The 21,557-nt window shown below is 64.3% G+C and carries 21 protein-coding genes; 6 read left to right on the forward strand and 15 right to left on the reverse strand.

Features of this window, described 5'->3' with window-relative positions:
- On the forward strand, window positions 1-200 hold a 200-nt coding region (locus tag AC1D00_RS01725; protein WP_477009442.1), incomplete at its 5' end, for an isochorismatase family protein.
- A 10-nt stretch (window positions 201-210) separates the two neighbouring features.
- Window positions 211-1,878: a regulator gene (locus AC1D00_RS01730; protein ID WP_477009443.1), complete on the forward strand. Its 1,668-nt coding sequence runs from the start codon at window positions 211-213 to the stop codon at window positions 1,876-1,878.
- A gap of 56 nt (window positions 1,879-1,934) precedes the next feature.
- Here the strand turns inward: AC1D00_RS01730 and AC1D00_RS01735 are convergent, their stop codons facing one another.
- From AC1D00_RS01735 to AC1D00_RS01785, 11 genes are all read right to left on the reverse strand, one after another.
- Window positions 1,935-3,866 carry a S9 family peptidase gene (locus tag AC1D00_RS01735; protein WP_477009444.1) on the reverse strand — a complete coding sequence of 644 codons (1,932 nt, stop codon included), beginning with the start codon at window positions 3,864-3,866 and terminating at the stop codon, window positions 1,935-1,937.
- A 418-nt stretch (window positions 3,867-4,284) separates the two neighbouring features.
- Entirely contained in the window at window positions 4,285-5,109 is an 825-nt protein-coding gene (locus AC1D00_RS01740; protein ID WP_167771243.1) for a carbohydrate ABC transporter permease, read from the reverse strand.
- A complete protein-coding gene (locus AC1D00_RS01745) occupies window positions 5,106-6,044 on the reverse strand; it encodes a carbohydrate ABC transporter permease (RefSeq protein ID WP_404553931.1) in 939 nt (312 codons plus the stop codon). The genes AC1D00_RS01740 and AC1D00_RS01745 overlap by 4 nt, the downstream gene beginning before the upstream one ends.
- Window positions 6,041-7,366: an ABC transporter substrate-binding protein gene (locus AC1D00_RS01750; RefSeq protein ID WP_135177037.1), complete on the reverse strand. Its 1,326-nt coding sequence runs from the start codon at window positions 7,364-7,366 to the stop codon at window positions 6,041-6,043. Before AC1D00_RS01750 ends, AC1D00_RS01745 begins: the two co-directional genes overlap by 4 nt.
- Before the next feature lie 82 nt (window positions 7,367-7,448).
- Window positions 7,449-8,228, reverse strand: coding sequence for a sulfur oxidation c-type cytochrome SoxA (gene soxA, locus AC1D00_RS01755; RefSeq protein ID WP_477009445.1), 780 nt, complete (start codon window positions 8,226-8,228; stop codon window positions 7,449-7,451).
- On the reverse strand, window positions 8,225-8,542 hold the full coding sequence (gene soxZ, locus AC1D00_RS01760; RefSeq protein WP_404553935.1) for a thiosulfate oxidation carrier complex protein SoxZ: 318 nt from the start codon (window positions 8,540-8,542) through the stop codon (window positions 8,225-8,227). The genes soxA and soxZ overlap by 4 nt, the downstream gene beginning before the upstream one ends.
- Window positions 8,542-9,009: a SoxY-related AACIE arm protein gene (locus tag AC1D00_RS01765; protein ID WP_477009446.1), complete on the reverse strand. Its 468-nt coding sequence runs from the start codon at window positions 9,007-9,009 to the stop codon at window positions 8,542-8,544. Before AC1D00_RS01765 ends, soxZ begins: the two co-directional genes overlap by 1 nt.
- A gap of 8 nt (window positions 9,010-9,017) precedes the next feature.
- Entirely contained in the window at window positions 9,018-9,467 is a 450-nt protein-coding gene (gene soxX / locus AC1D00_RS01770) for a sulfur oxidation c-type cytochrome SoxX (protein ID WP_477009447.1), read from the reverse strand.
- Window positions 9,460-10,743 (reverse strand): FCSD flavin-binding domain-containing protein, encoded by a 1,284-nt coding sequence (locus AC1D00_RS01775; RefSeq protein WP_477009448.1) that lies wholly within the window; start codon window positions 10,741-10,743, stop codon window positions 9,460-9,462. Before AC1D00_RS01775 ends, soxX begins: the two co-directional genes overlap by 8 nt.
- Before the next feature lie 45 nt (window positions 10,744-10,788).
- Entirely contained in the window at window positions 10,789-12,975 is a 2,187-nt protein-coding gene (locus AC1D00_RS01780; RefSeq protein ID WP_477009449.1) for a xanthine dehydrogenase family protein molybdopterin-binding subunit, read from the reverse strand.
- Between the two features lie 11 nt (window positions 12,976-12,986).
- A complete protein-coding gene (locus AC1D00_RS01785; protein ID WP_135177044.1) occupies window positions 12,987-13,436 on the reverse strand; it encodes a (2Fe-2S)-binding protein in 450 nt (149 codons plus the stop codon).
- A gap of 314 nt (window positions 13,437-13,750) precedes the next feature.
- Between AC1D00_RS01785 and AC1D00_RS01790 the strand changes: the two genes are divergently transcribed.
- A complete protein-coding gene (locus AC1D00_RS01790; RefSeq protein WP_477009450.1) occupies window positions 13,751-15,367 on the forward strand; it encodes a B12-binding domain-containing radical SAM protein in 1,617 nt (538 codons plus the stop codon).
- A 5-nt stretch (window positions 15,368-15,372) separates the two neighbouring features.
- Here AC1D00_RS01790 and AC1D00_RS01795 read toward each other — a convergent pair whose 3' ends face one another.
- Window positions 15,373-16,761: an MFS transporter gene (locus AC1D00_RS01795; protein ID WP_135177065.1), complete on the reverse strand. Its 1,389-nt coding sequence runs from the start codon at window positions 16,759-16,761 to the stop codon at window positions 15,373-15,375.
- A 174-nt stretch (window positions 16,762-16,935) separates the two neighbouring features.
- On the opposite strand from AC1D00_RS01795, the gene AC1D00_RS01800 reads away from it, so the two are divergent.
- Window positions 16,936-17,997 (forward strand): isocitrate/isopropylmalate dehydrogenase family protein, encoded by a 1,062-nt coding sequence (locus tag AC1D00_RS01800; protein ID WP_477009451.1) that lies wholly within the window; start codon window positions 16,936-16,938, stop codon window positions 17,995-17,997.
- A 201-nt stretch (window positions 17,998-18,198) separates the two neighbouring features.
- On the opposite strand, the gene AC1D00_RS01805 is transcribed toward AC1D00_RS01800, so the two are convergent.
- A complete protein-coding gene (locus AC1D00_RS01805) occupies window positions 18,199-18,375 on the reverse strand; it encodes a hypothetical protein (RefSeq protein ID WP_477009452.1) in 177 nt (58 codons plus the stop codon).
- Window positions 18,376-18,579: 204 nt separating this feature from the next.
- Here AC1D00_RS01805 and cax point away from each other — a divergent pair, with 204 nt between their 5' ends.
- Window positions 18,580-19,680: a calcium/proton exchanger gene (cax, locus tag AC1D00_RS01810; protein WP_477009453.1), complete on the forward strand. Its 1,101-nt coding sequence runs from the start codon at window positions 18,580-18,582 to the stop codon at window positions 19,678-19,680.
- Window positions 19,681-19,757: 77 nt separating this feature from the next.
- On the opposite strand, the gene AC1D00_RS01815 is transcribed toward cax, so the two are convergent.
- Window positions 19,758-19,976 (reverse strand): hypothetical protein, encoded by a 219-nt coding sequence (locus AC1D00_RS01815; RefSeq protein ID WP_404553951.1) that lies wholly within the window; start codon window positions 19,974-19,976, stop codon window positions 19,758-19,760.
- Window positions 19,977-20,184: 208 nt separating this feature from the next.
- Window positions 20,185-20,748: a hemerythrin domain-containing protein gene (locus AC1D00_RS01820; protein WP_404553953.1), complete on the reverse strand. Its 564-nt coding sequence runs from the start codon at window positions 20,746-20,748 to the stop codon at window positions 20,185-20,187.
- A gap of 314 nt (window positions 20,749-21,062) precedes the next feature.
- Here AC1D00_RS01820 and AC1D00_RS01825 point away from each other — a divergent pair, with 314 nt between their 5' ends.
- Entirely contained in the window at window positions 21,063-21,344 is a 282-nt protein-coding gene (locus tag AC1D00_RS01825) for a hypothetical protein (protein ID WP_135177050.1), read from the forward strand.
- Window positions 21,345-21,557 lie beyond the last annotated feature (213 nt).

The following is a 21,557-nucleotide window of genomic DNA, read 5'->3' on the forward strand; positions in this document are numbered from 1 at the left end:
AAGTGTGCGTCAACACCACCGTGCGTGAGGCCAATGATCGCGGCTATCGCTGCGTCGTCATCTCGGATGGCTGCGCATCCTACTTTCCCGAGTTTCACGAGATGGGCTTGAAGATGATCAAGGCCCAGGGCGGCATCTTCGGCTGGGTCGCGGACTCAGCCGCAGTACTGGAGGCGATGAAGATTTCCACATCAGCTTAGGGGCATCACCATGAGCACAATGACGGGGACGGCCGGCAAATCTGATCTGAACACGTCCGGGTTCAAGCCGGCACTATGGACATCGGGCGACTGGAACGCGTTTTTCGGCTTCGGCACCAACATCCTCGTCAACATGCTGGTGCTCACGGGCCTGTTGCGCTTCGTGCTGAAGATGCCTGACAGCCTCGTGTTCGGCCGCATCCTGCCCGCGCTCGGGCTGATGATGTGCCTGTCGACCTTCTATTACGCCTACCTCGCCTATCGTCTGGCACAGAAGACCGGCCGCAACGACGTCTGCGCGCTGCCGTCGGGCGTCAGCGTGCCCCACATGTTCATCGTCACCTTCGTGATCATGCTGCCGATCACGATCAAGACCGGCGATCCGCTCAAGGGCTGGTCGGCTGGCCTCGTCTGGGTGTTCTTCCAGAGCTTTATTCTCATGATCGGCGGCTTCATCGCGCCGTTCATCCGCAAGATCACGCCGCGCGCGGCGCTGCTCGGCACGCTCGCCGGCGTCTCCGTCACCTTCATCTCGATGCGTCCCGCGCTCGAGATGTACATGACGCCGCAGATTGGTCTCGTCTGCTTCGCCATCATCCTGGTGAGCTGGTTCGGTGGCGTGAAATATTGGCGCGGCATTCCGGCGGGTCTCGTCGCCATCGCGGCCGGCATGATCATCGCCTGGGGTTCGAACCTGTTCGGTCTCGGCCTCGGCGGTTTGAGCATCGCGGGCGTCGGCGCAGCGTTCGCCAATTTCGGCTTCTCGGTGCCGATCCCGGCGGTGGGCTACGTCTTCTCCGGCTTCGAATTCCTCGGCGTCATCCTGGTCACGGCCATTCCATTCGGCATCTATGACCTCGTCGAGGCCATGGACAATGTCGAGAGCGCGGAAGCCGCGGGTGACGAGTACCCGACCACGCGCGTGCTCACCGCCGACGGCGTCGTCAGCCTGATCGGCTGCCTGATGGGTAATCCCTTCATCAACGCCGTCTATATCGGTCATCCCGGCTGGAAGGCGATGGGCGGCCGCATCGGCTATTCGGCTGCGACCGGCATCATGGTGGTCGTGCTGGCCTGGTTCGGCATCATCTCGGTGCTGCTGGCGCTGGTGCCTGTTGTCGCGATCTCGCCGATCCTGCTCTACATCGGCATGCTCATCGGCGCGCAGGCGTTCCAGACCACGCCGGTCAAGCATGCGCCCGCGATCGTGCTGGCGCTGACGCCGCATCTGGCCGCCTGGGCCAAGCTCCAGATCGACACGATGCTGGGCTCGACCATGATGGCGGCGACCAGCGTCGGCGGGCTCGCCGCCGACAAGGCCGACGCGGTCAAGGCGGCCGCGATCGCCGCGCTGCCACAGCAGGGCGTGTTCTATCACGGGCTCGAAGTCATGGGCGGCGGCTCCATCCTCGGCGGCCTCATCCTCGGCGCGATCGGTGTCTTCATCATCGAGCGCGACTTCGAGAAGGCCTCCGCCTTCGCGCTGGTCGGCGCGGTGCTGACCTATTTCGGCTTCATGCATGGCGAGGCCGTCGGCATCGGCGGCGGCTTCGGCGTCACGCCCGCGGTCGCGTTCGCCTATGCGGTGATGGCCGCCGGCCTGTTCGCCGCCAGCAAGCTTGGCGCTACCGAGCACTATGCCGCGCATCAGGAGATGCACGCCGCGCCGGCGGAATAGGTCGTCGCCAGCAATGATCGCGGCCGGGCGGCGCAAGGTCGCCCGGCCGCCAATTTTCAAGCCACGCCCAGGTCGGACAGGATATTGGCCCCCGCGCGAACCTCGTGGCTCGATCCCTCGAAGTCCTCGCCAATGGGCTCGCACGCGCCGCCCAGATGCCGTGCAAAAAACGCCTCGGCAATCGCGATGTAGGACAGCTGATTGTCCGGCTTCTGGAAGCCGTGCCCCTCGTCGGGGTAGACGATGTAGGTCACCGGTATGTTCTTGGCCTGCATCGCGGCGACGATGGTGTCGCTTTCCGCGATCTTGCACCGGACGTCGTTGGCGCCATGAAAGATCAGCATGGGCTTCTTGATATTGTCGACCTTGTTGATCGGTGAGCGCTCGGCGAGCAGCTTGCGGCCCTCCTCAGTGCGCGGATCACCGTAGCTGCGATACATGAACTCCGCGAAACCGGCCCAATAGGGTGGCATCGATTCCAGCAGCGTTTGCAGGTTGGAGATGCCGACCACCGGCACCGAACAACAGAACACCTCTGGCGTGAAGGTCGCGGCGACGAATGAGGCCAGTCCGCCGTAGGACACGCCGAAGATCGCGACCTTGTCCTTTTGCGCGATGCCTTCGGCAATAGCCCAATCGACCATGTCGATGAGGTCGTCATGCATCTTTCGCGCATGCTCCTTTTCGCTCGCGGCAACGAACGCCTTGCCGAAGCCCGTCGATCCCCGATAGTTGACCGAAAGGACGGCATAGCCGCGATCGGCCAGCCACTGGTGATCCCTGCGATAGCCGTAGATGTCGCGCCCCCATGGACCGCCGTGGAYGATGAGGACCATCGGCAGCGGACGAGGCGGGCGGTCGGCCTCGATCTCCGCCGGCAGGGTCAGGTAGGAGACGAGGGTAAAGCCGTCGCGCGACTTGCCTTGCACAGCCTGCATTGGTGCCAGGCGATAAGGCTTGAGTTCGGGCCGCGCCGTGAACAGCTCGGTGATGGTCTGCCTGTCGCGGTCGAGAAGGTGATATGTGGCGGGCTGATCCGCCGTGTGGCTCGTCACGATCCACCGGCGATCGTCATCGCTTTGGCTTTCGACATGGAACGCGTGGCCAGGAAGTCTCGCCTTGATCAGATCGAGCTCGCTTGCAACCGCTGGCGTCAAAGCCGTCCATTCCTGCCGGCCGGGGTCGATGCAGACCGCTTCCGGCTCGAAGGTCCGTGCATTGAATATGGCGCCCGTCACGTCGGCGCGGTCGCTTTTGAACAGGACGCGCTCCTCACCGGTTGACCAGTTGATCCGCAGAAGCGCCGATTTGTCGTGCTCCAGGCTCGAGCTCATGTGGAGGTGGTTGCATCCGGCGTCGAACGCCCAGAGCCGTGTGCTCGTGTAGGCTTCGTACGGGACGTCGCGCCAATGCGTGACCTTCTGCTCGTCGATGCGCCAAAAGCGTGTGCCTCCGTCGGGCGCGTTGCTGTGGGCGTGGCGCGGCTTGAGCCGCCAGTCGAGTCCCACGAAATGGAATTCCTGGCGATTCTCCCAAACCAGTGTGCGCTCGCCGGTTGCGAGGTCGAGCAGGAACGTATCGTGCCATCGCACGTCGCGATCGTTGAGGCTGATCGCGATCTTGTCGGGGACAATGTGCGACCAGTGCGTCGGCAGCGCACGGACATTGGCGAAGGGCGTGAGATCCCGGAGCTCCGAACTGCGGGGATCGACAACGAACAGGTGCAGATTTTCATCCCCGTTCTCATCGTTGAGAAACATGATGTAGCGACCGTCCGGACTCCAACTCTGCCAGTTGATCGGTCTGCCCCTGGTGCGCGTCACGGGCTGGCCTGCCGTAATGCTGTCGACCGGGGATACCCAGATGTTCAGAACGCCGTCGACCGGGGCGAGCCAGGACAGCAATTGTCCATCCGGCGATAATTTGGCGCCGACGTAGGTCGGATTACCAAACAGCTTCCGGCGCGGGATCAGGGGACGAGCTGACATTTGGCGTCTCGCTGGTGTTTCGTACGCAGGATGCGAATTTCGTCACACTGAGTAATGCTACGAGCCGTAGCATATGTGCGCGCAAACCGTGCGTCAACTCCAAGTAGAATGTAGGCGAGTCGTCCGGCCGTTTCTTTCCGGACGCAGGCGTCAACGCCGTCGCTAACAACACCACCGCCGGCTTCGCGTGCCGACGCTGCTGCCGGACGAGACCTTCGCCATGACGATGAACTACGGGACCTTCGAGCGAGCCAACGGTCTCGCCTTCAATGCGGCGCTCCGCCTCAATCGGAACATGTAGTTCAACGGCGGCATCGGCTACGGGCCGGACGAGAAGGTCGCCGGCGGACGCGTGGGCCTGCGCGTGGGCTGGTGAGCCCACCAGGATCGCATCTCCACGATCGGCGGCATCGGGTGATCACCCGCCCTTGACGGCGCCCGCGGTGAGCCCGGCCACGATCTGCCGCTGCGCAAACACCGTCAGCAGCAGCACCGGAAGGGTGACGATCAGCGCGGCAGCCGCGAGCGGCCCCCAGCTCAACTGGTCGAACGAGATCATGTTGTAGACGGCGACGGGCAGGGTGCGCGTCTCGCGTCCGGCCAGCACGATGCCGAAGACGAAGTTGTTCCAGGAGAAGATGATAGCGAGGATGAAGGCGACCGCGATCCCCGGCTTGGCGATCGGCAGGGCGACGTGGCGAAACACCTGCCAGCGCGTGGCGCCGTCGATCCGCGCGGCTTCCTCCAACTCGAGCGGCGTCGTCTCGAAATAGCCGATCATGATCCAGATCACGATCGGCACCGTCACCACGAGATGGATGATGATCTGCGGCACCAGCGTGCCGAGCAATCCGAGCCACTGGAACAGCAGGAACAGCGGGATCAGATAGGACAGGCCGGGCGTGATGCGCGCGATCAGGATCACGATCGCGGATTTATGCGCAGCCATGCGCGCGATCCCGTAGCCGGCGGGGACGCCGACGATCAACGCCAGCGCGGTCGCACTGCCGGTGACGACCAGGCTGTTGACGAAATAGGTCAGGAAGCGGTTGGAGGCGAGCACGTCGGCATAGTTCTTCCAGGCGATACGCTCGGGGAAGAAAACCGGCGGGTAGGCGGCGTTGTCGATCTCGAATTTGAGCGACAGCGACAGCATCCAGAGGAAGAACAGGATTGCCGGCGACACGATGACGAACACCGAAAGCCACAGGCCGATCTTGCCGATGATCTGACGAGGTGTCATGCGCCACTCGCGATTTCTGTCCACACCATGCGCTGGCGGGCATACAGCATCACAGCCGCAAGCAGGATGATCAGCAGGAAGAACACCACCGCGATCGCCGAGCCGTAGCCGAGGTCGTAATAGGTGAAGGCGACGCTGTAGAGGTAGATGTTGATGGTCTCCGACGCCGAGCCGGGTCCTCCTTGCGTGATCGCGAAGATGATGTCGAAACTCTTCACCGCGTCGATCATGCGGATCATGCCGGCGATGAACAGGAACGGCATGATCAGCGGCAGCGTGATGAAGCGGAACACCTGCCAGAGATTGGCGCCGTCGATCTGCGCGCTCTCATAGGGCTCGGTCGGGATTGCGGCGAGRCCGCCGAGCACGATCAGCATCACGAGCGGCGTCCATTGCCAGGTCTCGACCAGCACCAGCGAGGGGATGACGGTCGCGGGATGAAACACCCAGAGCTGCGCGGGTATCCCGACCAGCGACAAGAGGTAGTTCAGCACGCCGAGCTGCGGGTGGAACATCATGGTCCAGACCAGCGCGATGGCGACGGGCGTCGCCATCATCGGCATGATGAAGACGCCGCGCAGGAAGCCGCGGCCGGCGAATTTCTGGTGGAACACCACGGCTGCGAACGTGCCGAGCACCAGCGGCAGCAGCACCGACAGCGCGGTGTAGACCATGGTGTGGCCCACCGCCTCGATGAAGCGCGGATCGCTGGTCAGGCGCAAATAGTTGGAGATCCCGACGAAGGTGGTCGGCGAGCCGACCTTCCACTCGTTCAGGCTCATCCAGATGGTGAAGACCCACGGGAAGATGATGATGGCGAGCACGACGACCAGCGCCGGCGCCACGAACGGCCAGTAGGACGGAGGCCGCAACTCTTTCTCCGGCGCGGCATCGGACCGTGCCGCGGCCGGAGTCGATTGTGTCAGCGCACTCACGTCTTTTCGCTACGCTCCAGGATCGGCCGGAACTGCTCGTGGGCTTTTTTCAGCTCCGTGGCGGGGTCGGTACCTGTGATGGTCGAGGTCACTGCGGCGCCGACAAGATCGCGGAATTCGGCGACCGGGATGATCACGGGCAGGCCCAGCTTGCTGATCTTGGCGGAATCGATCACCGATTGCAGCCACTCCTTGGGCATCTTCACGCCGCTCTGTACCTCGGCGTCATTCAGGATCGAGTTGCGGAACGGCACGCCGCCGCCGGCCTGCAGAAGCCGCGCGCCTTGCTTCTTCGAGACCACCCACTGGCAGAGCAGATAGGCGGCTTCCTTGTTCTTGCTCGCCGCGGCAATGCCGATGCCGTCACCATAGGTGGCCGAATATTGCCCCTTCGGTCCGGCCGGCACGACGGTGTAGCCGACCTTGCCGACCACGCGCGAGGCGGCAGGATCTTCCAGCGGCGGCGCCCAGCCGACGCCGTCGATCCACATTGCCGAACGTCCTTGCGTGAACGAAGCCATCGACTCCATCCAGTTGAAGCCGACGACGCCGGGGGGAGCGACCTTCGTCAGCAGCGTCTGGTAGATTTTTGTCGCCTCGATTGCTTCCGGACCGTCGGTCAGGATGTTGCCTTTGGCGTCGAGGAATTCGCCGCCGCAATTGAGGAAGAAGTTCGTCCACAACGTCATGTTGGCGTTGCGCAAGCCCCGTCCGACGAAACCGTAGGTCCCTTCCTTGGTATCGGTCAGCTTCTCGGCGGCCGCGATCATCTCGTCGAAGGTTTTCGGGACAGCGACGCCCTTCTTCTGGAACAGCTCCTTGTTATAATAGAGGATGAAATAATCGACCGACCACGGCAGCGACAGCATCTGCCCCTTGTCGTTCTTGGCATATTGCAGGCCGGCGGCCGAGAAATCGCTCTCCACGAGATCCGGCGCGGTCAGCGTCGGATCCTTCATGAAGGGCGTCATGTCGGCGAGCCAGCCCGCCTTCTCGAATTGCCGCTTCTGCACGTGATAGCTGAGATGCACCACGTCGAAGCTCGGCCGGCCCGAGGTGAGCTCGATCACGACCTTCTGGCGCTGCTGCTGCTCGGGGATCTGCTCCGATTCCACCTGGATGCCGGTGAGATCGGTGAACTCCTTGATGTTCTTTTGCAGGTTGTCGCCGCGCGGACCCTTGGCGAGGATCACCTCCAGCTTGGTCCCGGCATATTTCTTCCAGTTGACCTCGGCGCGCGCCGGCAATCCGGTCAGGCTGAGCGCGCCAGCCGCTGCCGTGCCCGTCAAGAGCGTACGGCGCGAGATTCTGTAGTCGACCACTTCAAGTCCTCCCTGTGACTCATCGTCTTTGGGAGGGATACTAGCGACCGTTCCGCGCCTGCCTAGTCCTAATTCGAAGGAATCAAGGCCGCACGGCCGGTGTTTCCATCGGCAGGCCGCGCGCCCGCGACATCAAAAAGAGCTCGAGCGCGACGAGCTCCGGTGCGCCGTAATCGTAGGCCTGGGCGCGGACGCCGGACATGCAGCTGCGCAGGCGCCGCTCCAGCGACCCCAGCGTCTGCCATTCCAGCCGATACAGCGGATAGCCGGTCGGCTGTCCCTGCGTGATCGGGGCACCGGCGAGATGCTTGTCAAAGTTGTCGTCGTGGCAATTGGTGCAGGCGAGGTTGAGCTGGCCCTCGCGCTGCATGAAGAGGTCGCGGCCCTGTTCGACGAACGGCTTGACTTGCGGATCCTCGCCAGCCGTGATCGCGACACCGCGCGACTGGTGGGCGACGAAGGCGGACAGCGCCAGCAGGTCGCGGCTCTCGTAGGGGAGCGGCGTTGCCTGCTGATGATTGGCGCGGCAGAGATTGATGCGTTGATCGAGTGTGACAGGGCGACCCTGTGTCTTGTCGAAAGCGGGATAGCGCGCCGCGACGCCCTGCATGCTGCCTCGCGCATCGCCGTGGCAATCCGCGCAGGCCTTCTCCGCGCTGCCGGTCTTCTTCGTCCACAGCGTCTCGCCGTCAAGCACGAACAGCATGCCCGGATTGGACGTGTCGTCATCCTGCATGGCACGCGTGTCCGGCCCCATGAAAGCGTAGCCGGACCGGCGCGCCTCGGGCGCAATCTCGCCGGCGAGCAGGGCAGGGGCCGCCGCCAACAGCGTTGCCACCGCTATCGCGCGCCAAAAATTCATTCGACCGTGATCGATGCCGACGCGGTGGACGAATAGCCGTTGTCGCCGGTCCATTCGAACTCGAACTTGCCGCTCTCCTTCGCGACCGTGAAGAACGAAAGGTAGGGGTTCGCGGCGATCGCCGGAAACAGGTCGGCGCGAAAGATCTCGGTGCCGTTGTAGCGGCAGGTGAAGCTCGTGATGATGTCGCGCGGCACGAGCCGGCCGTCGGCGGTGTGGCGGAAGCCGGTTTCCATGATGTGCGAGGTCAGCGTGCGGATTTCGATGACGTCGCCGCGCTTGGCCTTTGCGGGTACGTTGATCAGCGCGGCCATCAGTTCAGCTCCTCGGTGCAGGCTGCCAGCGTCACGACGACGTCGGCGGCGACCTGCCAGAACGTGTCGTCGGAGAGACGGGCGATTGCGACCACCTTCTGGGTGTCGGCCAGCCTGATCCTCGTCGAGACCTGGGCGCGGCCGGAGGAGGGGCCGAGATGGAAATTGCCGATGTTCGGCTGCGGGTTCTTCTCGTTGAAGACGTGGATGCTCTTGACGTAGTCATCAGGCGTCATCGGGCTTGCGACGCTCACGGTCATCGGTACGGTGTTGCCGTTCTCGACCAGTGGCGGAATGTCGAGCTTCACCCTGCCGGTGCGAATCTGGGCTTCACCGACGACGTTGCGGACCGCCGCGCTGAGCATCGCGGGCGTCGCCTCGAGCGGCCGCAGCGTGACGATCGGGATCGTCCCGGCGGCGGTGATGCCGCCGGCAAGGCTCAGGAATTGTCGTCGCGTGGTTGGCATGAGCAGTCCTAGTCCCGGAGCGTTGCAAGATAGGCCACGATGTCCTCGATTTCCGCCGCCGATAATATCGGTTTGCCGGCGAAATTGCGTCCGACGCGGACGAGGTCGTYATTGCGATAATAGGACGGCATGATTGTCTCCGCGTTGAAGCGTGACGCATCGACCAGACGAAGCCGCAACTGGCTCACCGACCACCGGTTCCCGGCGCCGGTCAGATCGGGCGCGAGGTCGCCCTGGAACGGCGTTTCCGGGAAGGGGCCGGAATGGCAGAGGATGCAGGTCGTCGTGCGCGCCAGCACCAGCGCGCGTCCGCGCGCGGCATCGCCGGGCGTGCCGGTGAACGAAGCCGGAATGCCGTCGCCGACGACCGTGTAAGGTGCGAGCTCCTCTGCACCTGCTCCACAGGCGAATGTGAGACCAGCGATCATTGCTGCGATATGGACGGTCAATCTAGCCAAAGGTGTCCGCCGTGATGGTTTGAAACCAGCGCTCGGCTTCGGTCGCCTCGCGGGCGCGCAGCTCGCGCGGGGCGTCGACCGGGCTGGTCGCGCCGCCCTCGACCTCGACAAAGATATCGCCTCTGGGCTGGTAGTTGCCGGCAAGCGAGAAGCCGTAACCGGGCGCGACCGTGGTGTAGCAGACACCGGTGAGCCGTGGCGCCTCCGGGGCGCGGCCTGCGAGCAGGCTGACGATCGCGGCGGCGCAGGCCTTGCCTTGCGCGCTCGCAGCTGACGCCGATTTGGGAATGCCGCCGCCGAGACAGGCATCGCCGATGACGTGGATGTTCGGGGCGAGCTTCGACTCRAAGGTTACAGGATCGATCGGGCACCAGCCGGTCGCATCCGTCGCGCCCGCGATCTGGGCGAGGTGGCCGGCGCGCTGCGGCGGGATGACGTTGGCGACGTCAGGGGTGTAGTTGCCGAACTCGGTGACGATGGTCTTCGTCGGAGCGTCAACGGAGGTCACGCGGCCACCTTGCGACAGCGCGATGCGTTCGATCATGTCGCCGTAAAGCTCCTTCCAGGCCTTCTCGAACAGCCGCTGCTGCGAGAAATTGTCCTTGGCATCGAGGACCAGCACCTTTGAGCGCGGCTTCTTCGTCTTCAGGTAATGCGCGATCAGGCTGGCGCGCTCGTAGGGCGCCGGCGGACAGCGCGAGGGATTGGCGGGGATCGCAATGGCGACCGTGCCACCGTCGTCCATCGCCTCCAACTGCCTGCGCAGCAGCAGCGTCTGCGCGCCGGCCTTCCAGGCATGCGGCATCTTTTCCGACGCCGCGTCGTCGTAGCCGGGCAGGGCTTCGACGTGGAAGTCGATGCCGGGCGAGAGCACGAGGCGGTCGTAGAAGAACGAGGTGCTGTCTTCGACAGTGACGCTTTGTTGCTGCGGGTCGATCTTCGTCGCGGTCTCGCTGACGACAAAGACGCCGTTGGCGGCGAGCTTGTCATAGCTGAATTGCTGGAGTTGGATGTCGCGTAGACCCGCGATCACCTCGTTGCTGAACGGGCAGGCGGTGAACACCCTGTTCGCGTCGATCAGCGTGACGTCGAGTGACGCATTGGCCCGCTTCAATGCTCGCGCGCAGGCCGCACCGCCAAAGCCGCCGCCGACCACGACCACGAGGCCCGCGGACCGCGCCCTTGAAATCGATGGCCGCGCCAGCGTTGCGGCTGCCGCGGTGATGCCGAGCACGGCATGCCGCCGTGTCACCGGGCGCGTACTCATTGGGATCATCCAGGCAAAATGACGCGGCGGCCGTCGTGGCCGCCGCGGCTTCCCTCAGGCGAAGGTGATGTTCTGGTCGCGTAGCGGCACGGAGCGGATGCGCTTGCCGGTCGCGGCGAAGTACGCGTTGAGCACCGCCGGCGCCGCAACGCCGATGGTCGGCTCGCCGACACCGCCCCAGAACCCGCCGCTCGGCACCATCACCGATTCCACCTTCGGCATCTCGTTGATGCGCATCGAATTGTAGGTGTCGAAGTTGGTTTGCTCGATCTTGCCGTCCTTGACGGTGCAGCCACCGTAGAACAGCGCGGACAGGCCATAGACGAAGGAGCCCGCGATCTGCCGTTCCACCTGCGCCGGATTGACGACGTAGCCTGGGTCGGTGGAGGCGACGATGCGATGCACCTTGATCTTGCTGCCGTCGGTCACCGAGATCTCGGCGGCGCCGGCGACGTAGCTGCCATAGCCCATGACTTGCGCGATGCCGCGATAGACGCCCTGCGGCGCCGGCTTGCTCCAGCCGATCTTCTCGGCCACGGCATTGAGCACCGCCAGGTGCTTGGGGTGATTGCCCATCAGCTTGCGGCGGAATTCGAGCGGGTCCTGGCCTGCGGCATTGGCCAGCTCGTCCATGAAGCATTCCATGTAGATCGCGTTGTGATTGACGTTGACGCCGCGCCAGAAGCCCGGCGGAACGTGCGGGTTGCGCATCGCATGCTCGATCAGCAGGTTCGGCACCGAATAGCCGAACGCGGCCTCGCCGGATTGGGCGACGCCCTGGAATGCGGCCGGATCCATCCCGTTCTGGAGCGCCTCGGGGCGGAGCGAGAACAGGATCGACTGCCCGGACAGGCGGTAGTGCAGCGCGACCAGATTGTTGTCGGCGTCGAACGCGCCGGTCATCTTGCACTGGGTGATCGGGTGATACCTGCCGTGCGCCATGTCCTCTTCGCGCGACCACAACAGCTTGATCGGCGTGCCCGGCATCTGCTTGGCGATCATGACCGCCTGGCGGACGTAGTCGGTCTGGCCGCGCCGGCCGAAACCGCCGCCAGGCATTACCTTGTGCACGTCGCACTTCTCCGCCGGCAGGCCGGAGGCCTCCAGCACCGCCGCGAAGGCCGCCTCGCCATTCTGCGTGCCGCACCAGACCTCGCATTTGTCCGCCGTGTAGAGCGCGGTGGCGTTCATCGGCTCCATCGTGGCGTGGTTCTGGTAAGGGTAGTTGTAGACCGCTTCGACCTTCCTGGCGGCGCCGGCAATTGCTGCTTTCACGTCGCCGTTCTTGTTGCCGACATAAGCCGGCTGCTCGTTGTCGAGCCCTTCCGCCAGCCACTTCGCGATCGACTCGCTGGAGACCCTGGCGTTGTCGCCCTCGTCCCAGACGATCGGCAGCGCTTCCAGCGCGGTCTTGGCGTGCCACCAGGTGTCGGCAACGACCGCAACCGCGGTATCGCCGACCTTGACGACCTTCTTGATGCCTTTCATGCCGGCGATCTTGGCTTCGTCATAGCTCTTCAGCTTGCCGCCGAACACCGGGCAGTCCTTGATCGCGGCGTTCAGCATGCCCGGCACCTTGACGTCGATGCCGTAGACCATCGTGCCGGTGGTCTTGTCGGCGGTGTCGAGGCGCAGCACGCCCTTGCCGACCAGCTTCCAGTCCTTCGGGTCCTTCAGCTTGACGTCGGCCGGCGGCGTCAGCCTCGCCGCGGCCTCGGCGACCTTGCCGTAGGTCGTGGTTCGGCCCGTCGGCGTATGGGTGATGACGCTCCTCGCGGCCGTGCATTCGGAGGCCGGCACCTTCCACGAATCGGCGGCGGCCTGGATCAGCATCACGCGCGCGGTGGCGCCGCCCTTGCGGACATAGTCCTGCGAGGAGCGGATGCCGCGGCTGCCGCCGGTCGAGAAATCGCCCCAGACGCGCTTGCGGGCGACGCTCTGGCCGGGGGTCGGATATTCGGTCGTGACCTTCGACCAGTCGCATTCGAGCTCCTCGGCGACGAGCTGGGCGAGGCCTGTCAGCGAGCCCTGGCCCATCTCGGAGCGGGCGATGCGGATCACCACGGTGTCGTCGGGTCTGACCACGACCCAGGCGCCGATCTCGGGCGAGCCGTCGGCGGCGCGCACCACGGCGGGACCGCCGAAGGGAAGGTCGAGGCCGATTGCGAGGCCCGCGCCGACCGCGGCGCTGCCGATGACGAAGGCACGACGGTTCATCTTGGGAGAGACGTGCTTGTTCATGGGGCGGCTCCTTACGCGCTTGCGATCGTGTGGATCGCCTCGCGCACCTGCTGGAAGGTGCCGCAGCGGCAGATATTGGTGATGGCCTCGTCGATGTCGGCATCGGTCGGCTTCGGCTTCTCGCTCAGCAGGGCCGCCACCGCCATGATCATGCCGCTCTGGCAATAGCCGCATTGCGGGACGTCCTTCGCGATCCAGGCTTCCTGCACCTTGTGCAGCGTTTTGCCGGAGGCGAGCCCTTCGATCGTGGTGATCTTCTTGCCCTCGGCCTCGGCGACCGAAACGCCGCAGGAGCGGGTGGCGACGCCGTCGATGTGAACCGTGCAGGCGCCGCATTGTGCAATGCCGCAGCCGTATTTGGTGCCGGTCAGGCCGGCATTCTCGCGGATCGCCCAGAGCAGCGGCGTATCCGGTTCGACGTCGAGTGTGAAGGTTTTTCCGTTTATTGTTAGATTTGCCATCGCAAGTCCCCTGATTGGCCCAATCCACCGATTAGACTCAGGGGCGCAATGTGTCCGGCAATCTGGGACGGTTCAAATCAACAGTCCGCGGGGTGGCCGTCGAAGATTTTCGCGGTCGCAGGATGATTTAGGGGCGGGCGGTGTTGTGCGGTGCCCCCTTTCGGCGGGGCGCGGCCCCTCCCCGGGCGCCAATCCAGGGCCTGGGACGACGTCCGGCGTGTTCCCCTCGCAGGAGCGAGCGACAGTTTGTCCCTTTTGCCGGGGTGCAAGACGAAGATGCTCTGCTACACTGGGCCGAAGCCAGAAGGAGTTCCATGAACGTGCCGAGCCCCAACGTGCTGATGCTCTATCCGCTGTTCACGGCGGAGTCGTTCTGGAGTTTTGGTGAGTCCTGCGAACTGATGGGCGTGAAGCGCCCCGCTGCTCCTCTCGGCCTGATCACCGTTGCCGCGATGCTGCCCAACAGCTGGACGGTCCGGCTGATCGATTGCAACACGACGCCCCTGCGCGACGAGGATCTCGCCTGGGCCGACGTCGTCTTCACCGGCGGAATGCTGCCGCAGCAGGCCGACACGCTGCGCCTGATCGAGCTATGCCGCGCGGCGGGCAAGCCGGTGGTCGTCGGCGGTCCCGATCCGACCTCCAGCCCCCACATCTATGAGAAGGCCGACTTCCGGGTGCTCGGCGAGGCCGAGAGTGTCATCGACGAATTCATCGCGGCCTGGGAGGGCGGTGTGCGCTCCGGTGTCTTCACCGCGCCGAAATTCCAGGCCGACGTCACCAGCACGCCGGTGCCGCGGTTCGACCTGCTCAAATTCGAGGACTATCTCTATCTCGGCGTGCAGTATTCGCGCGGCTGCCCCTTCACCTGCGAGTTCTGCGACATCATCGAGCTCTACGGACGCGTGCCGCGAACCAAGACGGCCGAGCAGATGTTCGTCGAGCTCGAGACGCTCTACCAGATGGGCTACCGCGGCCATCTCGACTTCGTCGACGACAATTTCATCGGCAACAAGAAGTCGCTGCGGCTGTTCCTCCCGCAGCTCGCCGAATGGCAGCGGGCCCACGGCTATCCGTTCGAATTCTCCACCGAAGCCTCGATCAACCTCGCCGACGATCCGGAGCTGCTGGAGCAAATGGGGGCGGCCAATTTCTTCGGCATCTTCGTCGGCATCGAAAGTCCGGATCCGGCGACGCTGGTCGCGATGCGGAAGAAGCAGAACACGCGGCGCAACATCGCCGAGAGCATCCACAAGATCTACGCCGCCGGCATTCTCGTCACAGCGGGCTTCATCGTCGGCTTCGACAATGAGAAGGTCTCGATGGCGGAGGCCATGATCGAATTCATCGAGGAGGCGGCGATCCCCGTCAGCATGGTCGGCCTGCTCTATGCCTTGCCGAACACGCAGCTGACGCGCCGCCTGGAGCGCGAAGGCCGGCTGCACCCGGGCCACGATCTGGCGCCGACCATCGGCGCCGATCAGTGCACGGATGGGATCAACTTCGATCCGGTGCGCCCGCTGCGCGACATCCTGATGGATTACAAGCGGGTGCTTGAACGCATCTACAGTCCGGCTGCCTATGCCGGACGCATCGACCGCTTGATGACGCTGCTCGACCGTTCGCGGCAGCGCCACGAGCTTGCGGAGGGCGATATCCGCGCCAAGATCGGGGCGATGGAGACGGTGCACCGCGTGGTCACCGCGATTCCGGAAGCGCGCGGGCCGCTCTGGCAGACCTTCATGAACTGCGCCAAGCGCGACACGTCATCGGCGCGGATCGCGGTGCAGATGATCGCGGCCTATGCGCATCTCGGGCCGTACTCGCGTAAGGTCATCGCAGCCATCGACGCGCGTCTCGCTGCGCTGGACGACGGGACGATCATCCCGCCGGCAACGATCGATGTGACGGCGGCGCGGCACCTGGCCTGAAGGCCTTACTTCACCGCCAGCCGCAGGAAGCTCATCACGCTGCCGAGCGCGGCAAAGCCTGCACCGAGCGCCAGCGCGACGGTCGCACCGTCATGACCGGCCAGCGCGAAGCAGAGCGCCGCGAGCGCGGCTCCCGTCGTCTGTCCGGTCAGGCGCGCGGTGGCGACTATGCCGGAGGCGCTGCCGCTGCGGTGGGGCGGCGCGCTCGACATCACCGCCTTCATGTTCGGCGCCTGGAAGAAGCCGAAGCCCATGCCGCAGATCACCATCCGCCAGAAGATATCGGGGATAGCAGGGTTGGCCGGCAGCAGCGCTAGCAGGGCCATGCCGAGGCCGAGCAGCACGAGCCCGATGCCGCCGAGCAGCCCGACCGCATGCCGGTCGGACAGGCGCCCGGCGATCGGCGCCATGATGCCGACCACCAGCGGCCAGGGCGTCATGAAGAAGCCGGTCTCGACCTGCGAGCGCCCCAGCACATCCTCGAAATAGAACGGCAGCGAGACGAAGGCGAGGCCCTGCACCGCGAAGGAGCACACGGCCGTCGCCGCCGACAGCGCGAACATCGGCCGGCTGAACAGGTCGATCGGCAGCATCGGTGCCGGATGATCGGCGTGCCGGCGCGTCAGGATGAAGCCTAACGCAAGGGCTGCGACCAGTTCGATGCCGACGACGAAAGGCGACAGATTGTGCGCGGCACTGCCGATCCCCGTGATGAACAGGCCGAGGCAGGCAGACGCCAGGATCGCGCCGAGAAAGTCAAAGCCGTGATCGGCCCGCGGCGTCTTCGGCAGCATCGCAAAGCCAATGCCGATCGCAACGAGTCCGAAGGGGATGTTGACGGCGAACAGCCACGGCCACGGGCCGAGCGCGAGGATGGCGGAGGCGATCGAGGGCCCGAAGGTGAAGGCGGTCGCGACCACCAGTGCGTTGTGGCCAAGGCCGCGGCCCAGCATCCGGCCGGGATAGACGAAGCGCACTAGCGCCGTGTTGACGCTCATGATGCCGCTGGCCCCCAGGCCTTGCAGCGTGCGCGCCACCAGCAGGCTGTCCAGCGACCACGCCACCGCGCAGAACAGCGAGGCGATGGTGAACAGGATCAGGCCGCCGAGATAGATGCGCTGGTGCCCGACAATTTCACCAAGGGCCCCGAGCGGCAGCAGCGTCGCCACCAGCGCGATCTGGTAGACGTTGACCACCCAGACCGACTGCTCCGGCGTGACATGCAGATCGGCGGCAATGGCGGGCAGTGCGATGTTGGCGATCGCGGTGTCGAGCGAGGCCATCGCCAGCGCGGTGAAGATGGCGGCGATCGCCCAGCGCCGCTGCGCGGCCGGCAGGCCGTCGGCGATCGGGTGGTCGGGCTCGCGCGCGGCGGCAGGTAACGTGATCGTCATTGCGTTGGCGCGTTGCTCCGGCGGCGTGGCCATAGGGGACTTTTCGGCATGTACTACGCTTGAGGCCGCTTCCACAGGCATATGCCTGCATGCTGTGTATGCGCGAAGGTCAGGCGATGCGCCTGCGCGCTGGCGTATGATCGCGCGAGCTGCCGCAATTTCAGGGGATCCGTCATGCAACTCGTCGTTCTGCCCGGTGACGGCATCGGACCCGAGATCACGACCGCGACATCGCTCGTGCTGCGCGCGGCCTCGGAACGCTTCCAGCTCAATCTTCGCCTGGAGGAGCATGCGGTCGGGCATGCGAGCCTGAAACAATTCGGCACGACGGTGCGCCCCGAGTTGCTCGACATCGTCCGCGCCGCCGACGGCCTGATCCTGGGCCCGACCGCGACCTTCGACTTCAAGGACGAGGCGCGTGGCGAGATCAATCCGTCCAGGCACTTCCGCAAGAGCCTCGACCTCTACGCCAATGTCAGGCCCGCGCGCACTTATGCCGGGCGGCCCGGCCGTCTCGGCGATTTCGATCTCGTCGTGGTGCGCGAGAACACGGAAGGGTTTTATGCCGACCGCAACATGGAGCAGGGCAATGGCGAGATGCTGGTCACGCCTGACGTCGTGATCTCGCTGCGCCGGATCACGCGTCTGTGCTGCGAGCGCATCGCGCACGCGGCCTGCCGTCTCGCCATGAAGCGGCGCAGGCACCTCACCATCGTGCACAAGGCCAATGTGCTCAAGATCGGCGACGGGATGTTTCTGGACATCTGCCGCGAGGCGGCCAAGGCCTATCCCGGCCTCGAAGTCGACGACATCCTGATCGACGCCATGATGGCGCATGTGGTGCGGAGCCCCGATCGCTTCGACGTCATCGTCGCCACCAACACGTTCGGCGATATCCTGTCCGATCTCACGGCGGAGCTGTCCGGCAGCCTCGGCCTCGGCGGCTCGCTCAATGTCGGCGACCGCTACGCCATGGCGCAGGCCGCGCACGGCTCGGCGCCCGACATCGCCGGGCAGGACGTCGCCAATCCGGTGTCGCTGATCCTGTCGACGGCCTTGCTGCTCGGCTGGTACGGCGAAAAGAGCGGCGCCGCCCGCTACGAGGAGGCCGCGCGGGCGATCGAGGCGGCGGTGGCGAAGGCGATCGGTGAGGGCAGGGCGACCCGCGATGTCGGCGGCAGGCTCGGCACGATCGTGGCGGGCGCTGCGATCGCGGAGATCTTGCAGGGGGAGTGAGGGCTCTTCGCCTCTCCCGCCTGCGGCAGGGGAAACGCATTCAAGAGAGGTTGCTGCGGCCATCCTTCGAGACGACCGCCTTTGGCGGGCCCTCAGGATGAGGACGGAGTGTGCGGCAGCAATTTCGACCGGCAAGATGCCGCTTAGCCTCGTCCTGAGGAGACCGCTGGAAGCGGTCATCTCGAAGGACGAGGCGCGCGGTCAGGCGTTGCCAAAAGTCATATGCGATAGCCCTGCCGCCTGCCGGGAGAGGGAGCGCAGCTGTGCACTGCCGCCCAAAACAAAAAGTCGAAAAACAACCCCATGCACAGTAGAAGGCCCCTTGATCGACAAGGGATTTTCGAGCCGCGCCGCGACGACATTCGTGACCGCGATCACGTTGACCCGTCGGGCAAAACACTGGCATGATGCTATCGTGCCGGCGATCGGGGACAGGACCGGCGCGCATTCTCGTCAAGCGCGATGTCCGCGTCATGCCATCAAGCGGCGCGTCTCCTCCGGCCCACGTTGAGGCAGATCAATACTCGCCTCGCAGGCCCGCCAGACCCTTCCATCAGCGCATCCATGGAAAGGGCGGCCGTCATGCAAACCCTGCTCAGGGAAATCCGGGATACCCCTTTGCTCTGGATGCTGGTCTTCGTGCCCATCGTGCTGGTGGCCGAGGCGGCTGCCCCGCATTCCCACACGCTCCTCTTCGTGCTGGCGGTGCTTGCGATCGTGCCGCTGGCGGCCCTGCTCAGCCACGCCACCGAAGCGGTCGCCGCGAAGACCGGCGATGCGGTGGGCGGACTGCTCAACGCAACGCTCGGCAATCTGACGGAGCTCATCATTGCCATCACGGCGCTGCGTGCAGGCCAGTACATGCTGGTTAAGGCCTCGATTGCGGGGGCGATCGTCACCAACGCGGTGTTCATGTTGGGGGCCTGCCTGCTGCTCGGCGGCCTGCGCTACCACGTGCAGGAGTACAACCGCGCCGGCGCGCGGCTCTCGTCGGGCCTGTTGCTGATGGCGACCGTCGCCCTGCTTGCGCCTTCCGCGGTCGCTGATCTCGAGCACCTGCCGCAGGGCGGGGGCATCTTGAACAAGCTCAGCGTCGGCATTTCGGTCCTGCTGATCATCGCTTATGCGCTCGGCCTGTTGTTCTCGCTCGGGACGCACAAGGAATTGTTCGCAAGCGCCGATCATGGCGAGGACAAGGAGGCGCACTGGCCGATCGGCATCGCCGTCGGCACGCTGCTGGCCGTCACCGTGCTGGTCGCGCTCGTGAGTGAAATCTTCGTGGAATCGGTGCAGAAGGCGGCGGAGACGTTCGGGATGAGCCCGGCCTTCGTCGGCTTCATCATCGTTTCGCTGGTCGGCGCTGCCGCCGAATTTGCGGTGGCGTTCRGCGCGGCGCGCAAGGACCGGCTCGACATGGTCGTCAGCATTGCGCTCGGCAGCGCCTCCCAGATCGCGCTGTTCGTCGCACCCGCGCTGGTGCTGCTCAGCTACGTCGTGGGGCCAACGCCGATGAACCTGCAGTTCTGGCCGGGCGCCGTCACCATGGTGATGATCGCCACCGTCACGTCGGCCTTCATCACGGCCAGCGGGCGCTCAGCATGGTTCGTCGGCGCGCTGATGATCTTCATTTATGCGGTCTTTGCGCTGACGCTTTATGTCGTCCCGCCGGCGGGCCAGGGATGAGGGCGGTCGCCCGGCAGCCATGACCGTTTCTGACCCAACCCAGACATTGGCGCGAGCTTCTGTCTCGCGTTTTGCGTTCAGGACCACGGCGGCTCTTCGCCGGCCCCGGCTGCCTCGTGGTTGATCGCGACACCCGCCGTGCGCAACCCGGTCAGCAAGACAGTTCTTACAAAGGCAGGATCAAACCCAATATCCTTGGCGTTTGGTGGATGTGCCTCGCTGTCCTTCAATCGGAGCGCCAGGTGCAATTGCTCGCAAAGGTGCTGAACGACGCGATTGACTTGATCGTCAGTCATCGTTGGCTTCCTCCTGCTATCTTTTCTTGCCCAATTAGATAGCACACATGAAGGTCGGGCGGTACGCGATTGGACTGCCCCAAGTCCAACTCCACTCTCACGGGCGGGCCGGCCCGTCTGGCACACCGGAAGTGACCGGCGGCGATGAGAACGACGCTTTTGACTTTTCGGACATTGAGTCCGATCGGCGCAATGCGAATGAGCTTGACTAGTGCCGTCCGGCTTCGGCTTCTTGTTCCAACTGCAAGATGCGCGCCCGTAGCGCGTCGAACGTCTCTTCGGCGGCCTCGCTGAACAGCGGATCCTCAGGGTTGGTCATGGCCGAAGCGATCTCTGTCCAATCTTCAGGCTCGAGAGCCTTCAGGGCGGCGGGAAAGAAATCGCGATCTTCCTTCACGATGTGGCGCCGCTCGTGCTCTATGAAATCGCGAACGATGGCATGCACATCCTGCCGAAGCAGTTCGCGATCCGCGAGAACATCGTCGACCGCATGAGCGACGTGGCGCAAAAGTTCGGCCCCCTTCTGGTGTTCGCGAGCGAGATCACCGACCTTCGCAGCCGCACCGGGATCGCGAATTTCTAGCTTGGCGAAGACCAGGTCTTCCTGAGGATGGTGGTAAACCTCCGGGTAAAGTTCGAAGTAGCTGATAACCGCGCCGATAACCTCATAGTCGGGGCGGTCGCCCCGATCGAAAACCTGAAGTTCCCGCTCAAGGATGGCGAGCAGTTTCTCGATATTGCGGTGCTCTTGGCTTAAGCGCTCAATGATCATTGCTGCGATCCACAAGGTGACCGATTGAGAAGCTTCGAAAGCCTAGCCCCAAGTCGCCTCAGCTCTTTTGCGCTAAATCAAGTTCCGGACGTATGGTGCGCCATCCGCCTGTTCTATGTCGCCTGTTTTGCCGCCGCCGCGTCACGAACGGGATGTCCGGCCCATGGCTCAGTTAGTCCGATGCAGCGGTTTGTCTGGAGTTGGGGGGTAAAGCCGACCTGCTGGCTGAGCGCCCGGACTTCTCAGTTTGACCCATTGCAGTCATTCTGCGTTGTTCGTTACAAGAGAGGCGGCTTTAGCTTGCGAGTGCCGACATGAGTGAAAAAGTTGCGGAAGGGACTTGGTATTATGATGGAAACATTCCGCAGCGCATCGCAGCTTACCGGAAGGAAGCGCGTCTCGCGGCGTCTCGATTTGACCGGAATACCGACCAAGAGCCATCAATAGCCGAGAGCCGACCTATACCTGAAACGAAGGACGGTTTTTTGTACTATTGCTTGTTTGGAAACTCGGGCGAGCATTTATCTCTCGAAGAATTAAAGGCGTGGGCCGCTTCTCAACCGTGGGGACCGGTTAAGTGGGACGAAGACTTTTAGCTGGAAATGCCGTGCTTGAACGGCTGCTCTTGGCCCGTGGCTGCCTCTCTGCTTCGACGCCCTGATGTCCGATTGCGGGGTTCTAACGGACCAACGAAAGATATGGTCGCGATGCCCGCAGGTGACCCAAAGGAGAACTTGGGGTTAAGCACGAAGCGATGTTTACATGGGTCAATGCCAATGCGGAGCCCCGCGACGGCCGCTCCACAGCTC

The sequence above is a fragment of the Bradyrhizobium sp. P2_E8 genome (genome assembly GCF_056403875.1).